General features: G+C 67.0%; 4 protein-coding genes. All 4 read right to left on the reverse strand.

Annotated elements, in window-relative coordinates; all coding sequences use genetic code 11:
• Nucleotides 1-64: 64 nt before the first annotated feature.
• The 4 genes from BSF38_RS08930 to BSF38_RS31290 all read right to left on the reverse strand — a co-directional run bounded on the left by BSF38_RS08930 (nucleotide 65) and on the right by BSF38_RS31290 (nucleotide 16144).
• The gene (locus BSF38_RS08930) at nucleotides 65-11419 is read right to left on the reverse strand and encodes a S8 family peptidase (RefSeq protein WP_145952033.1); all 11355 of its coding nucleotides are present in this window, start codon (nucleotides 11417-11419) and stop codon (nucleotides 65-67) included.
• Nucleotides 11420-12249: 830 nt separating this feature from the next.
• Nucleotides 12250-12888 carry an HAD family hydrolase gene (locus BSF38_RS08935; protein WP_076344878.1) on the reverse strand — a complete coding sequence of 213 codons (639 nt, stop codon included), beginning with the start codon at nucleotides 12886-12888 and terminating at the stop codon, nucleotides 12250-12252.
• A gap of 40 nt (nucleotides 12889-12928) precedes the next feature.
• On the reverse strand, nucleotides 12929-13909 hold the full coding sequence (locus BSF38_RS08940; protein ID WP_076344880.1) for a type II secretion system protein: 981 nt from the start codon (nucleotides 13907-13909) through the stop codon (nucleotides 12929-12931).
• 33 nt (nucleotides 13910-13942) lie between these two features.
• Entirely contained in the window at nucleotides 13943-16144 is a 2202-nt protein-coding gene (locus BSF38_RS31290) for an Ig-like domain-containing protein (RefSeq protein ID WP_076350706.1), read from the reverse strand.
• Nucleotides 16145-16165: the final 21 nt, after the last annotated feature.

The following is a 16165-nucleotide window of genomic DNA, read 5'->3' on the forward strand; positions in this document are numbered from 1 at the left end:
CGAAACGAGGCCGGACCAAATGGTCCGGCCTCGTTCGCGTTGACTACGACCTTGGGCTGTCGGCTCACCTGCCGGCCACGAAGCTCGGCGGGGTGCGACGGACGGTCGCGAGCTTGGGGGTCTTGACCGCGACGGGCGTTGGGCGAGCGGCTCGCTGGGCCGCTTGCCTGGCGGCGAGGGCGGCTTTCTGGGCCTGTTGCTTGGCGGCGGCGGCGGCCCGGTTGGCGGCCGCGGCGCCGGCGTTGGTTTTCACGGGCGTCGGCTTCCGGGTCGGCGTCTTGCCGCCCTTGCCGACGGTCACCGGCGCGGCGGCCGGAGGAGGCGTGACGGGCGCGGCCGGGGGCGCCGCCGGGTCGGGCGTCGTCGGCACGGAGGACGGCGGAACCACGACCGGGTTGGTGACGACCGGAGGCGTGACGACCGGGGGCGTAACGACCGGCGTGTTCGGCGCCGGGGCCGCGGTGTTCAGGTAGACCTTGTCGGCGTACCCGGAGACCGTCTGGCCGCTCTTGTTCTTGAGCGAGCCCGCCGCCACCGACACGTTCACGTTGCCGCTGGTGTTGAATTTCCCGCTGAGCGTGAACGCGACGGTGTGCGAGTCGAGCATCACGGCGGACGTCGAGACGATCGGCGAGGCGGAATTGACCCCCGCTCCGCTGAGCGAGAGGGCGTTGGCCTTCAGGCTCGAAGGGTCGACGTCGTTCGAGAAGTTGACGATGACGGTGTTGGGCAAGGCGGAGACGGTGAGCGTCCCGCCGTTGGCCTGGGTCGAGCCGTCGGGGACCAGCGAGGTCGTGACCACCCGGAACGAGCCGCCGACCGCCGTGGTCGAGGCCGAGCCGACCGGGATGTACTCGAAGGCGCCCACGTCGCGAGGGCCGTAGCCGGTGATGTTGAACCCCTTGCTGGTCGGGTTGGGGTTCTCGGCGTTGCCCAGGAAGTCGGTCCGGGTCGCGGCGCTTTCGAGGGCGTTGTTGATCGCCGCCGACGATCCCGAGAGGCCGTAGTTGGCGCTCAGGAAGAACGTGGCGGGGCCGTCCGAGCCCGGGCGGGGGTCGATCGGCGTGACGAACGCCGGGAAGCCGACGAAGTTGCCCTGGTTGGCCAGAGCGGACGCGGCGGTCGTGCCCAGGGCGCCCGGATTGAATCCGTTGCCGAGGTTGTTCGAGACTCCGGAGGTGTTGGTGTCACTCCCCCCGTTGCCCTGGAACATGTTGTTGTTCAAGACCAGGTGGTCAGGAGTGACGGAGTAAACCGCCAACCCGCTCCGACTGGTCGTCTGGTCGTGGTTCTGCCAGAAGATGTTGTTGGCCAGGTACGCCTGCCGCGTGCCGGTGGTGGAGGAGTTGACGGCTCCGAAACCGGTCGTGTTGAAGGCGAAACTGTTGTTGACCACGTACTCGGTGGCGGTGGCCGGCGTCCCCCCCTGATCCAGGAGGTACATGCCGGTGAGGTTGCCGATGATCCCGTTGTTCACGACCGACGAGGTCAAAGCCCCCGAGCCGGCGGTCACGACCAGGACGCCGATGCCCGAGTCGACGAAGTAGTTGCGGTCGATCAGCATCGTAGAGTTGGTCGCCATCAAGCCGACCGAGTTGGGATTGATCGGTCCCAGGGCCGGATTGCCGACGAGGGCGGAGGCGATGCTGAACCCGCTGATCTCGGTTTGCAGCGAGGCGCCGGTCTTGGCGTCGACGAAGGCGGTCAGGCCGGTGGCCGAGACGGTGATCGTCGACGAGGCGTACGGGGCCCGGATGATCGTCTGCAAGGCGTTGCCGCGGACGTACGTCGAGTCGGTGCTCAATGGGCTCGCCGAGGCGAGGCTCACGAGCTGCCGCATGACGACGTTCTCGCTGTACACGCCCGGCAAGACCTGGATGCGGTCGCCGACCGCCGCCGCCGCGATCGCGGCGTTGATGGTGGCGAAGGGGTTGGCGCGGGTGCCGAGGGTCGCGGTCGGGTCGGTGGCGAAGCCGGCCCCCACGAACACGCCGTGGACGGCGGCCGGGTTGTAGACCGCGAACTGGGTCGTCAGGTCGGAGCCGAGGAGGTTGCCGGCGATGTCGCGGACGCCGTTGGCCCCGGTGCCGGTGATCTTCAACAGGTACAGGCCGTTGGTCAGCGTGCTGGCGGCCTTGAAGCTGATGATCTCGCGTCCCTTGCCGCCGCCGCCGCCGTTGGCCGCCGCGTCAAGGTAAGTGACGGTGATGCTCGCCGGGTCGATGTTGATGATCGTCCCCGCGTTGAACGTGCCGTCCGGCCCCGCCTGAACGAGCTGGATCTGCGACGCGGTGAAGTGCGTCAGATCCAGGTTCTTGTTGGCGGTGACCTGGAACGAGAAGTTCGAGCCGGGATTGGCGATGACGGCGTTGTTCAGCGGATTGGTGATGGCCGCCTGGACCGGGGTGCCGGCCGAGGCCGGATCAGCGGTGTCGACGACGACGGCCGCCGAGGCGCCCGGAGCGTCGGGGTTCGACACGTTGCCGCTCTGGTCGATCACCCGGACCCGGGCGACGTAATACCCCTCGGTGGTGCCGGGGATCGGGATCAGGTTGCCGCTGCTCCCCACGTTGTAGGGAGAGCTGAGCAACGGGTTGGTGTTGGTGACGAGTCCGGTGTTGGCGGCGTCCTGGCCGACGGTCACCTGGAACTTGCCGGTGGCGTCGGTCAGCGCGGTCCCGGCGTTGGGCCGCACGAACTGCTTGAGGGCGGCCGGCGTGTTGGCGGGGTCGAAGTAGCCGACGGGGTTGCCGTTGGCGTCGAACCAGACCACTCCGATGTCGATGACCGCCGTCTGGCCGGCGAGCGGGACCAGGGCGGTGTTGGGCTCGGTGATCGTCCCCTCGAAGGTCGGCGTCGTTGCATAGGTGACCAGGTCGCCCACGACGTTGGTGTCGCTGCTGGGCGAGAGCTTGAAGGTGCCCGGCGTGATCGACGAGGCGACCGTGTTGATGATGAAGTTGTTGTAGAAGTTGCCGCCGGGGTAGCCGTTGCCCGAGGGCAAGGGGAGCTGGACGCCGGTGACCGGATCGTCGCCGTTGGTCAGGTTCTCACCGTCGAGCGCGACGCCCTGCGGGTTGAAGAGGACCTGCGAGCCGCTGCCGACGAGGATCAGCCGGTAGGCGTCGGTCGGCAGCGTCAGGCCGCTGGCGCCGAGGCTGATGTAGAGGATCTGCGACCCAACGTCGTACGACAGCTTGCCGGCGAGGCTGATGAGCTGGCCGGGCGCGTTGTTCGCGGTGACGCCGAGAGCCTGAAGCTGAACCGTGTCGGAGCTGATCGAGTTCGGGGCGATCGGGCTGCTGAACTTGACCGCGAGATATTGGGGCGTGACGTTGGCGCCGGCCTTGCCGCCGACCGTGTAGAAGTTCTGCGAGACCAGAATCCCCCCCGCTCCGGCGAAGAGGGCGGTGACGGCGGCGACCTGCGGCGGGTGCAGGTTGACGTACTCGATGGCGCCGATGTCCTGGAACGGACTGCGGCCGAAGCCGGTGTTGGGCGTCCCGGGATCGTCGATCCGGATGAAGCCGAGCATGTCCCGCTGGCCCTGGAGCGGGGCGAAGGAGTAAGAGCCGGGGACCGACGATGGGCCGGTGGTCCCGTTGGCCGCCGTGGCGAGCACCGGAATCCACTGATCCTGGAACCCGAAGCCGTTCGAGCCCGGCAATGTGAGGATCTGCCGCGGGTCATTGACCTGACCAAAGCCGCCGGCGACGTTCGAGGCGCCAGGCGCGAGCGGCGGCGTCAGCGTCGCGGGATTGGTGCGGGTGCCGTAGTACGACCCGTTGGCGGGCTGCGTCACCGCCGGATAGACGGCGTCGCCGGCCGGGTTGGGGCCGATCTCGCTGCGAGCCGCGTCGATCGCCGCCGAGCCGGGCGAAAGCGCGAAGTTGAGCCCCGCGGCGTTGACGAACTTGGGATCGCCGTAGACCGCGTTGATGTTGCCCGGGAAGTCGCCGTCGGTGGTCGTGGCGACGACGTTGACCGCGTTGGTGAAGTACAGGTTGTACTCGAGCTGGCTGAAAGCCGCCTGGCCGGCGATGAAGATGCCCGTGTTGGTGGAGTTGGAGATGATGTTGTTCATCGCCATCGTGTACACGTGCGACTGCGAGTTCTGCCCGTTGTACTGAGGCGCGACCGTGTGGATCGCATACGGATTGTTGTAGAAGGTGTTGTTGAGCAGCACCAACTGGTAGGGGCTCTGGCCGGTGTCGTTGTTGCCGGTCTCGGAGTTGGCGTGGACGCCTTCGGCCGAGTTCGAGATCGTGGTGTTGTACATGTACAACGTCGCGCCCTGCCCCTTGAGCGTGCCGCGGGCCGCGAAATTGCCGGTGCCGACCAGGGCCTGGGCGTTGGTCGGGTGCAGGAAGACGGCCGCGCTGGAGAAGCCGTTGAGGTGCGAGTCCGAGATCCGGACGGCCATCCGGGCGTTGAGCTGAATCGACGGATCGGCGAGGGACGGACCGAAGAAGCTGGTGTTGTAACCGCTCTTCTGGGCTAGCCAGCTTGGCGTGGTCGTACTCGGGTTGACGATTCCACCGCCCTGGATCTGGATGCTCGTCATGTACGAGATGTCGGCGTTGTCGATCAAGCTCCCCTGACGCGGGTCGGTCAGGTCGTAGGTCGTCAGCGAGAGGCCGCCGATGTAGATGTAGCCGCCGTCGCCGGGCGCCGGCGTGGTCAGGCTCTGGCCGGCGTACGGCGTGAACGGCCCGACCGGGTAGCTGTTGAGAATGTTGTAGTTCTTCACCCCGCGAGCCGTGGTGCCCACGGTGGTGTCGCGAAGCGAGGTCATGATCACCGGCACGCGCTGCTGCCCGGTGGTCTGGTTTCCGGGGATGCCGAGGATGCGGATCTGCGAGTAGGCGCCGGGGTCGATCAGCGGGCTGGGGGTGGGGTCGACCGCGTCGTCGACGCCGGCGATGAAGCCGGCGCCTCCTTGCTGCGAGGCCCCCAGGCCGGTCGAGCCGTAGGTGCTAAGGTCGCCCGCGCCGTGGGTCGTGTTCTCGCTGAGCAGCTTCACGACCACCGAGGCGCCGGGGCTGGGGATCACCGAGCCGTCGGCCAGCACCGTCCCGGGCAGGGCGGACTGGATCGTCAGCGAGGTCACCGGCGCCGGGGGCGCCGTGTAGGTGGTGGGGTTGGGGACCGGGGCGGCGCCGCCGCCGTTGGAGGAGCCGGCGAGGACGATGGTGCCGCGGACGACGTAGGTGATGTCGGTCAGGTCCCAGAGCGCGTTGACGCTCTGATTGGACGAGTAGGGGTTCATGTTGGCTTCTTGGGGGCCGATGTACGAGTACCCCCCCTGCGGATTCAGCAGGTACGACCGGGCCGCCAACACCGCCAGGCCGTCGATGCCGTTGCCCTGCAACACGTTGCCGTGCAGGAACGGATGACCCGAGACCAGCGGATGCAGCGGGTCGCCGGCCAAGAGACCGTCGGGCTCGATCTGCATCGCCGCGTCGAAGTTGTTGTAGAAGTTGTTGTTGGTGATGTAGACCCGCGTGCCCAGGGCGTTGGTGCTGAACGGGACGTTGAAGAACGACTGGTAGTTGATGAACGACAACACCGACTGCGACGGCAGCGTGAACTGCTGGGTGTTGACCGAACCGCCGCCGTAGCGGAAGGTCGCGGCGTTCATCACGGCCAGGGCGCCGCTCTGGATGCCGATGCTCCCCCACATGCTGGGTCCGAGCGTCGTGGGGGAGGTCTCCCCGGTCACGTTGATCGGCTGGGGCACCAGGGTGGTCGTCGCCAGGTCGTCGTAGATCGACGTGAACAGGACCTGGGGGTCGTTCGCGCTCAAGGCGGCGAAGTTGGCGGTTCCGGGCCCGTACGAGTTGTTGATGTCGAACTTGGTGATGTAGTCGCGAGAGCCGACGTTGATGCTTGAACCGGGGTTCAGAACGGCGATCGACGAGCCCCGGTTGAACTTCATCATCGTGCCGGAGTCGACGTACAGCCGGTTGGTGATCCAGCTCGTGTTGCCGCCGGTGTTGACGTTGTACTGCTGACCGACGACCAACTGGGCGAGGACGATGATCGGCAGCGACTCGAAGAACGCGTAGTTCTGGGAGCCGCCCAGGCTCGACGGGTTGTCGGCGATCGGCGTGGCGTCGGTCGGCTGGATGAAGCCGTTGTTCTGGGCCAGCAGCCAGATGCCGTTGAGGCTGTTGTTCACGACGGTCACGCGGCGGATGTTCGGTCCGCGGGCGACGTCGTTCTCAAGGAACGAGTCCATGTCGGCGCCGATGGCCGCCTGGGTGCCGCCGGAAGTCCCGTTGTCCGTGACCCGAGCGTTGGTGATCGAGGGCCGCGAGTTGTAGAGGGTGACGCCGTTGTAGAAGTTCGACGAACTCTGGGGGACGGCGCCGCCGCCGTACCGGAGGTTGAAGAAGTTCATCCTCGACATCAGTTCGTCGGCGCCGGCGATGGCCGGGCCGTTGATCCCCTGGAGAATGCCATCGACCGGGAACGGAACCTGGTGGCTGGCGATCGACTCGTTGTAGCTGCGGAAGACGATGCCGCCCCAGTCGCCGGCCCTCGGGTTGGTATTGGGGTTGTTGTTGGTGGCGCCGCCGATCGAGGCGTCGTTGTACGACGTGAAGTTCACCTGCTGGCTGGCGGTGGTGCCCCCCTGGACCTGCAAGGCGCTCCCCTGGTTCTGCACGAAGAGAGCGGCGTTTTGCGCCTTGAGGGTCGACCCGGGGGTGAAGACCAGGGTCGTGTCGAACGGCACCGAGGCGCTGCCGTCGTTGTAGGAGTTCTGGCCGGCGGGGGCCTGGAGCACGAACGGCTGCTGCGTGATCACCCCGGTGATCGGGTTGCGCTGGGGCGTGCCGGGCAGGGCGATCGCCACGACGGGCCCGGTGTAGGCGAGCTGCGAGGCCGCGTACAGGACCGAGCGGTCGAACTGGCCGTTGCCGTTGCGGTCGTAGTTGGGGTTGAAGCCCGAGAGGAAGAACTGAGTGCTGTTCTGTCCGCCGTTGGGGTCGTGGAACGGGTTGGGGGGCGCCGCGGCCGGGTCGCTCTCGGGAGCGAGGGTCGAATACGGCTTGGCCAGGCTGCCGTCGGGGGCCGTGGCCGGGTTCAGCGGGTCTTCCTGGTAGTCGGGGCGAGCGTAGAGGATGTGGCTGGTCGTGGCCACTACGAAGCCGGTCATGAACGCGCCGCCCGCGATGCCGTCGCCGGTCATCCGGCTGATCGGGGCCGGCGAGGCGTAGCCGGTCGACAGCATGTCTTCGTAATTGAAGAGGTTCCGGACTCCCGGGAACTGCTGAGTGGGATCGGACGAGAACGCGTGGAACTGGCTGCTGACGGTGCTCGTGGGATTACCGAGGAACTCGCCGTCGAGCTGATTGCCGTAGATGTCGAAGATGCGGGTGTCGGCGCCGCTGGGCGTGATCTGGTTGGGGATGTAGACGCGGTAGTAGTCGGGCGTCGTGATCCCGCCGGGGAGCATCATCACCAGCCGGGTGCCGTTGGGATGGCTGGCGTCGGAGAGAATCCACTGGTTGGAGGTCGGGTTGAACCAGAACAGTCCGACCAGGGTGCCGCCGACCTTGGTGAATCCCGTGCCCGAGTCGGCGAGGCCGCTCTGTCCCAGGGTGCCGAAGTTGCCGTCGGCCGGCGCGTTGGGGTTGTCGGCCGAGCGAACCAGGTCAATGTAGTTCGAGTAGTTGATCTGGTTGCCGTTGGCGTCGGCCCACGGCAGCGGGTTGGACACGTCGAACTGCCAGGCCGCCGGCGGCGCGTTGGCCCGCACGCCGCTGAGGTCGTAGTACGAGCCCGGCCCCCCCACGGTGGTGTAGCTGTACTGGTCGGGCGAGTTGGTCATCGCCATGTTGGTGATGTAGACCGGCGACGGCTGAAGCGAGAAGTACAGATTGTAGGTCGCCGTCGTGTTGCCGGGGATCGTGAGATTGTTGAGCGCGTTGCCGGCGGCGTCGAACAGACCGGGGTACGACTTGCCGTTCCAGGTCTCTTTCGTGTGGGCGGCGAGCTGATAAACGCCGGCGGGCAGGCCGGGGGCGAACGTCAAGTCGATGCGGCCCTGATAGGTCGTGATGAAGGCGCCCGACGGATCGAGGGTCGGCGGCAGGGCGACGTAGGTCGCCTTGATGATGTACTGCGAGAGGTCCTGGTTCTGCCCGTTCCCCAGAGCGCGGTACAGCGAGTAGTTGCTGACGTTGGTCGCCGTCGAGGGGTCGAGCGCCGGGTAGACGACCTGGGAGGGGGTCGCCAGGTAGCCGGCCGCCTGCAACGACGGGTCTTGCGTGTACAGCGAAAGCGAATCGAGGGTCGGCAGGAAGGACGGGAACGGCGAGCCGTCGGACTGCGAGGCGCCCGTAATCTGAGGAGCAGTCTGATCGATCCGGAACGCCCGGTCGGCGAACGAGGCGTAGCCGGGAAGCGGCGGCGAATCGGCCTGACCGACCACCACGATCCGCACCCGCTGGAAGCCTTGAGGCAGGAAGGGCGCCTGGAAGGTGAACTTGCCGTTGACGTCGGTGCTGGTCTGCACGTCGTAGCTGCCGGTGAAGCCGCGGCCCCCAGCGCCCACGGCCAGGTCGAAGCCGCCGCCGTGCAGGGCGTTGAACTCGACGACCACCTGGAGGTTGGCGACCGAGCCGGGGAACGGGCTGTAGATCTGGCCGATGAACGAGGGCTGGCTGATATTGGTGTTCTGGTCGCTCGGCAGGCCGGTGTCGGTCCCCGGCGTGAGCTGGAACGCGGTGACGACAGGCGGCTGGAGCAACTGGTAGCCGAGAATCTGGACGAAGTCGCCGCCGGGAACGTTGTCGCCCGAGGGGAACGTGCCGTTGAAATTGCCGTCGAGCTGGTTGCCGACCGCGTCGGTCACGCCGCCGGGGCCGCTCTTGACGACGATCGCGTAGTTGTCGGAGGGCATCGCCGTCTGCGGCAGGCCGCTGTAGTCGAGGGTCGCCGTATTGGTGAGGGCGTCATAGGTCAGCTTGACGCGGGGGTCGAGGTTCAGGTTGATCGGGTTCGACCAGTTGCCCGTGTTCCCCTGCCGCGCCACGAACAGGTTGGAGGTCGTGATCGTCGCCGGGTTCATCGGCTTGGTGAACTGGATCGTCACCAGCCGCCCGAGCGTGCTGGTGGTGTTGACCCTGGGCGCCGTGACGTCCTCAAGATCGAACGAGATCAGCCCCGTGGGCTGGAGCGACTTGCCGTCCTTCGAGGTGATCGGCCCCGACACGACGAACGTGTAGACGCCGTTCGCCGTCGTGGTGGGAGGGTTGTTGTAGCTGAAGGTGTAAGGGTAGAGGACTTGCGTCGGGAAGTTCGGGTCGTCGACGGCCACGGGCACGCCGAACGCGACGTTCACTCCCGTGGGCGTCTTCAGGAAATGGAGGTCCTGGTTGTCGACGGTCGAGAATTGAACCGGCTTGTTGAACGTGACGAGAATCCCGGTGGGCGTCGTCGTCACGACGGTGTTGTTGGCCGGATCGGTCGCGGCGACGGTGAGCACGTCGACCGCCGCGAGCGAGTTGACGGCGTTGACCAGGCCGTAGCCGGAGGTCGCGTTCCACTGGCCGGGCGACGTGTTGTTCATCGCCGTGGCCCCCGCGATCAGGCCGGCGCGGACTTCCGCCGGGGTGAGCTGCGGGGCCTTCTGCTTCATGAGCGCGGCCACGGCCGCCGCGTTGGGTGCCGCCGACGAGGTGCCGAAGAAGCTCGGCAGGTTCTGCGACAGGTTGGTTGTCGTCGCCGGCTGGCCCGGGAACGGCGGATTGTTGGTCTGGATCACGCCGCCGGGCGGGAAGAACGTCGTGTTGCCGCCGTCGGGCGCGGTGATCGTCGGGTTAAGGACGGTCACTGGGCTGCTCTTGAGCGAACCATCGGGGTTGCGGACGATGATCGTCGGTCCGGCCGAGCTGAACGGCTCATTCGCGAGCGGGCTCTGACTGAGGAACGGCGCGGGTGCCCACCAAGGCGTGGCACCGACCCCGATCGTGTTCTGCGCGGCGCTGTGGCCGTAGGTCGTGGGATAGTACGTGCCACCGGCCGAGCCGAACTGCCTCGACACGATGACGGGGTTATCCCAAGTCGTGAACTCGACGTGTCCCGGGTCCGGTCCCTTCACGACTTGCATCACGACCGTGAACGTGCCCGCGTTAGGGATCGTGACGACCTGCAACGGCTCCTGGGTGGCGGTGTTGTCGTTGGTCCCCTGACCGGTCGTCACGATCGCACCGGTGGAGTCGAGGATATAGAAATTGACTTGCGAGGTCACTACGGCGGTCGAGCCGACCGGCTGCTGAGTCTTGAACGGCTGGTCGAACTGGAAGACGATCGTGGTATTGGCAGCGGTGGTCGTGATCGGCAACTGCAGCACCGGGGCGCCCGAGGGGCTGAAGTTCATGAACCGGCCGGCACCGATCGAGCCGACGGTCCCCTGCGCGCCGCGGAAGGTGGACAGGTAGCCGTAGTCTTGGGAGTTGCCGGCCGCACTCAGGTACGTGACGCCTTGAGCCGTCACCGTATTGATCGACTGCGAGATGACGCCGTCCTGGAAGAACGGCTCGCCGAGGTAGCCGACGTCATCAACGATGATGTTCGACTTGCCCTGAGTCGCCAGGGCTTGGATGTTCTGAGCGAAGGCGAGCTCGCCGCCGTACGCGGTCGCGAACTGGAGCGTGGCGCCCGGCGCGATGTCGTAGATGTTCTGCATCATCGCCCGGCCTTCGTCAGTGCCGGTCGACATGTCCTTCAGCGGCGTGATGCCCGCCGGCAGGTCGCCCGTCGAGACGTCGGTCGCGTAGCCCCCCAGCGCGTTAAAGCTGTCGCTGAGCACGCCGACGGTCACCCCCGCCCCCGTGACGTTGTACTTCTGGGCGGCGGCGTCGGCGAACAGCGACTGCTGCGCCTGGTTGTTCGCGATGCCCTGGTAGTACGTCTGAGGCTTGTAGATCGGGTGGCCGCTCACGAGGTTCGGCAGCTTCGCCACGTTCAGCAACTGGCTGATCGGCATCCAGCCTTCGATGAGGCCGTACTGGCCACTCGCCGCCGTGATCTGCATCCCCATGTTGACGACTGTCGTCCCGAGCTTCGAGATGTCGCCCCCGGTCGTCAGGCCGATCTGCACCGACCCGTTCTTGATCTGAAGCAGGGGGAACTGCTGGGACAGTTGATTCGAGGTCAGACCAGACTGAAACTTCTGATACAGCGTCACGAGCTGGCCGCCCAGGTTGGCCATCGGGCCGTTCTGGATGTCGGCCGGGTTGTCACTCGTGGAATGCCAGACCGGGTTGCCGCCGTCCAGCACGGACGACGCCAGCAACAGCCGCCCTTCCAGCCATTCGAGCCTGGGGAAGCCCTGCCGCTTCGCTTGGTGCTTGCCGCGACGCCGATCGGGCCCCTTGTCATTACCACCAGCCTTGAAGCTCCCCATCGACAGACTCCCCCGGTTTGCTTTGAAAGTCTCCGTCTCCAGGCAAATCACGCGTTCCACCGCGGTTCCATGCCCGGGACCAAGACCCCCTTCGATCAAGGTGACTCACCAGAAATCGCGCCCCCAGTCGCCGCCGAAACGAACCTTCGCTCGTGTCGACGACCGGACGCAATCCACGCCGTGTCTTCGCGCCTCGCCCCGAGGCAGGTCGCTCTCGCTCGCTCCGTCGTCGCCGCCGCGACGACCATCGATCGACTGTCACAACCCGGCTCGCGATCGCCCGCAACCCGCAACGTGCACTCGTCGCCTCCAGCGGGCGACGACGACGGCGAGCCGGACGAATCCGAACCCTCGCTCCGTCTCTTCCCACCCACTCCTCAGCCCCGCGGGACCGAAAAGAAGGTGCGGCCTAACCTACTTGTTTGATTGGCTCCATGCACGCATTCAATGATTGTCATTGGGAATCCGTTCGTCAAGCCCCGTGTTTCGGAAATTCGGCAGGGTGCGGTCGCGGAGGTGTGCAGCGTGCGTATTCCGGGGGCTAGCGCCATGTGGGATGGCGAGTCATACGAGTCTGGCTCCTGGAATCGAGAAGTCAAACTGGGGTCGTCCATTTGTCGGAAATGGAAGTACCCATCGGCGATTTTACGTTTCTATTCTTCTCGATACGCCGATTACGCAGCCAAGGGACGGCGAAAAGCCGTGACATGATCGAAAATTCATGTGGAAGGGACGGCCCCCGGGAGCGTTCGGTCGCGCGTTTGGAAGCGAATTCGAGGAGGGCGCCGGTCTTCAGGGGGGCCGTTTCGAGAATCCCAAGATCGACTCAATCAGCGGACGTCCCCGAGGAGTTCGACGCCGATCGCGCGCAGATCTTCGATCAGCTTCGAGGTGTCGCCGCGATAGACGACCCCCTGCAGCCCCGCCGCGCGGGCGCCCTCGACGTTGGCTTCGAGGTCGTCGATGAACACGCACGAGCCCGCCGAAACCCCCGCCGCCTCGACGCAGGCGTCGAAGAAGCCCCGGTCGGGCTTGAGGAACCGCGCCTCGTGCGAATAGACGAGGTGATCGAAGTGGTCGAGGGTCTCGCGGAACTGGCGACGGAAGAACGGGGCGTGAATGCCGTTCGTATTCGACCCCAGAACCAGCGTGTACCCCTGCCGCTTGAGGTCGGCGACCAACTCGCCCACCGACGTATTAAGCTCGAAGATGTCTTCCCAGTCGGCCGCGAACTCCTCGAAGGGGATGTTAAGGCCGACCTCGGCCTGGATCCGTCGCGAGAACTCCTCCGGCGCGAGCGCCCCTCGCTCGAACTCGGCGAGCAGCCGGCTCATCCCCTTGGCTTCCACCAGCGTCCGGAACTCATCCGCCGACAGCCCCAGTCGTGCGCCGAAGCGGCCAAAGATGAGCATATAGTCGAAAAACCCGATCACATTGCCGAAATCAAACATCAGGACGGGCAGTCGCATCGATGAACCTCACTTGGTGGTCGTTCGTGGACGTCGGCGGTCAGGGCGTCTTCGGACGGTCGCCGGCGACGGGCGCTGGGGGACCGACCGGGGCGTGTGGGCTGCTCACGGTGGCGAACTCGCGCCAGACGCTGGGATTGACGGACCAGACGATCCGCTTCACGCTGCCGTCGAACATCAGCAGGCCGACTCCGGCCACGTGTCCGCTCGACGCCCCGATGCGGGCCGATCGGCCGTCGCGCGTCAGGCACGAAATCTTGGAGCCCGGAGGCATGGCGTGATTGTAAAGCGTCGAGGGCCAGCCGGCCTCGTTCCACGACGCGCCGGCGTCGCCCCGCCAGTCGGCCTGAAGCGACCCCGACGCGTCGGGTGAGCACCCCTGCTCCGACAGCGGACCGTCGACGAGTGCGTAATTCTCGGGGGCCTGGTGCGGGCGGCCGTCGCCGACCAGGCGCTCAGAGAAAGCCGCGGTGTAGCTCAGTCCGTCGGCGGCCTCGATCTCCGCGAGGGTGGTCCGCTTCCCGATCGCGAAGCCGCCCGTGCGGCCCTCGGCGTCGTCGCCGGTCGTCGCTCGGTAGCTCACCGGCGACGGGAAGACGCGGCCGGTGGCCCGGGGGTCGCTCGCGCAGAAGAAGCCCGGCACCGCGATTCCCTGAAGCACGGGGCCCTTGAGGCGGTCGAGGTTGCGGCCCTCCGGTTCCATCCCCAGCAAGCTGGAGACGCCCAGCGTTTCGAGAAGCGTCCTGAGCGGGCCGGGACCCGTCGAGCCAGATGCCGGCGGCGGGTCGATCGGCGAGGGCTCGCCGATCATAGGCAAAGCGCCCTGGCTCTGGTCGTAGAACGCGAGCGCCAGGCCGATTTGCGCCAGGTTGCGCTGGCACGTCACCGACCGCGCCGACTCGCGGCCTCGGGTCAGCGCCATGATCGAAAACAGACCCACGACGGCGACCACCGCGATCGCCACGAGGGCGTCGATCAGGGTGTACCCGGCGCGGTCGCGATGGCGAGGGCGAAATCGCATGCGAGCGGCGTTCTGTTGTGAGTCGACCACGGCTCAGTCCTTCACCGTGATGAGGGCGTCGCCCGAGCCGACGTTGCCGGCGGCGTCGGTGGCTCGAACCATCAACAAGTGCGCGCCGGGCTTGAGGTCGGGGAGGGCGATCGTCAGTTGCTCGCGCAGGGTGTCGAACAGTCCGTCGTCCGGGAAGACCGACGTCCAGGCTCCGCCGTCGACGGCGTACTCGGCCTTGACCAGTCGGGTGAAGGCGTCGGTCAGGGTCGCCGTGGCCTTGCGGTCGCCCGGCGTGATGCTCACCTGGGGAGGGTCGTGGTCGACGAGGAACGTCGCGCTCTCTTTTTCACGGACGAGCGCCTCATCGGGGCTGTTGGACGGTCGGTCGCCCGCGACCAGCCGCACCTGGTAACGGCCGGATGGAAACGCGGTCGTGTCCCAGGCGTAGGACTTCTCGGTGATCGGCGACTCGGTCAGGTCGATCCAGGCCGGCCACCCTTCCTTGCGGACCTGCACCGTGTAATTCAGCTCGTCATCGTTGGGGTCGGAGACGTCCCAGCGGATGGTGAGTTTGGTCTGCCGTGCCGTCCCGTCTGAGGTCGAGACGTCTGGCGTCTCCAGCTTGTTGATCTCGGGCGGGAGGTTGGTCGAGCGGTAGGACAGCGACACCCCACGCAGCTCGGGCGTGTGGCGTGGGTCGGTCGTCGACAGCTTGGCGCGGTACTGGACGAAGCGTCCCGAACGCGTCTGGGCGCTGGCCTGCTCAGGGTTCTTTTGCTCGGCCGACCAGTCCGACCAGGTCTCGTCGGGCTCGCCGACGTTGCCGCTGCGGACCTGCACGGCGATCGAAGACCCCTCAGGCGTGTCGCCGCGCCAGCTCAACGCGCCGAACCGGCTGGGGAGCTTGGCGTCGAAAACGTCCGACACCAGCTCGCCGTGATCGGCGAAACTCGGCGACAGCCGGACGACCGAGCCGGGATCGCCGGTGCCGATCAGCAGTCCGCCGTTCGGTTCGGCCAGCAGCGAGAGGATCTGTCCGGTGTCGAGCTTGGCGACGGGCGTGCTCTCGTTGTCGTCCTCGCGAACCTCGTAGAGCAAGCCGTCGGGGCCGGTGCCGACGAGCAGCCGGTCGCCGAGCCTCGCCAGCGCGAAGATCAGCGCCTTGGCCCGGAACACCTCGCGGGCCACGCCCTCGCGATCGATCCGGTAGACGGCGTTCTCGCCGGGCGTCGCCGGCTTGGGCGAGGCGGAGCCTCCGGAAGCCCTGCCGGCGCCCTTGGCCTGGGGCGCTGCGTCGGGCTTCTTGGCCTGCGCCAGCTCGATCGCGTCGTTCGCCGCGCGGGGCCCGCTCGCAACCGCCACGGCGTGGTCGGCGGAGTCGTCGGACCGGGAGCCCGAATCCCGCTGCGAGAACAGGCCGGCCGGCCGGTTTGATCCCCCCCCCGCCTCGGCCGCGGTCCCCGCATAGAGCGAACCGTCCGGACCGATCAGTAGCGTACGGACCTCGGACTGCGGCGCGTCGTACACGACCGAGACCTTGGCGTCCTGCCCGATCCGGTAGATCAGGCCCTCGCCATCGCTGCCCGCGTACACCGCGCCGTCGGGGGCGACGGCGACGGAAAGCAGGTGCGTCGCCTTGCTGTCGTAAAGGAGCGACCACTGGCCCTGCGCGTTCCGCTTCCAGAGCTGGCCGTTGGGGCCGGTCGCCGCGAACAGGTTCCCCTGGGCGTCGGCCGCGAGGTCCCAGATGTATTGAACATTGGGATCGGGCCGCGAGGCGGGGTGCTTGGCGTCGGAGACGTCGACGACCTGGCCGGTCGGCCCGGTGCCGACGAAGACCTTGCCGTCGGACAAGACCACGAGGCTGAGCGCCTGGCTGTCGGCGGCGTCGAGGGCGAGTTCCCACGACGACGGCTCCTGCGCGGCTCGGCGGAAGACCTTGCCCGAATCGCCGGTGGCCGCGTAGAGGGCTCCGTCGTTCCCTCGAGCGAGGTCCCAGACCCGGTCGGCGGCCAGCGAGCCGGTCGGCACGAGCGCCTGGCTGAGCCGGACCTTGCCCTGCTCGGAGATCACCACGCGCTCGCGGTGATGCTTGGCGAAGGCCGAGGCGCCTTCCTGTCGCCAGGTTTCGAGCTTGCCGAAAACCGAAAACGGGCCGAGCGCGGCGATGACGCCCGCGATCGACCCGAATAAGGCGAGGATGGAGATGCCGCGTGGTCGCCGCTTGAAACCGTTGTCAATCATGCCGCCCTCGTCGTTCGGTGA

Source organism: Paludisphaera borealis, assembly GCF_001956985.1.
Taxonomy (GTDB): domain Bacteria; phylum Planctomycetota; class Planctomycetia; order Isosphaerales; family Isosphaeraceae; genus Paludisphaera; species Paludisphaera borealis.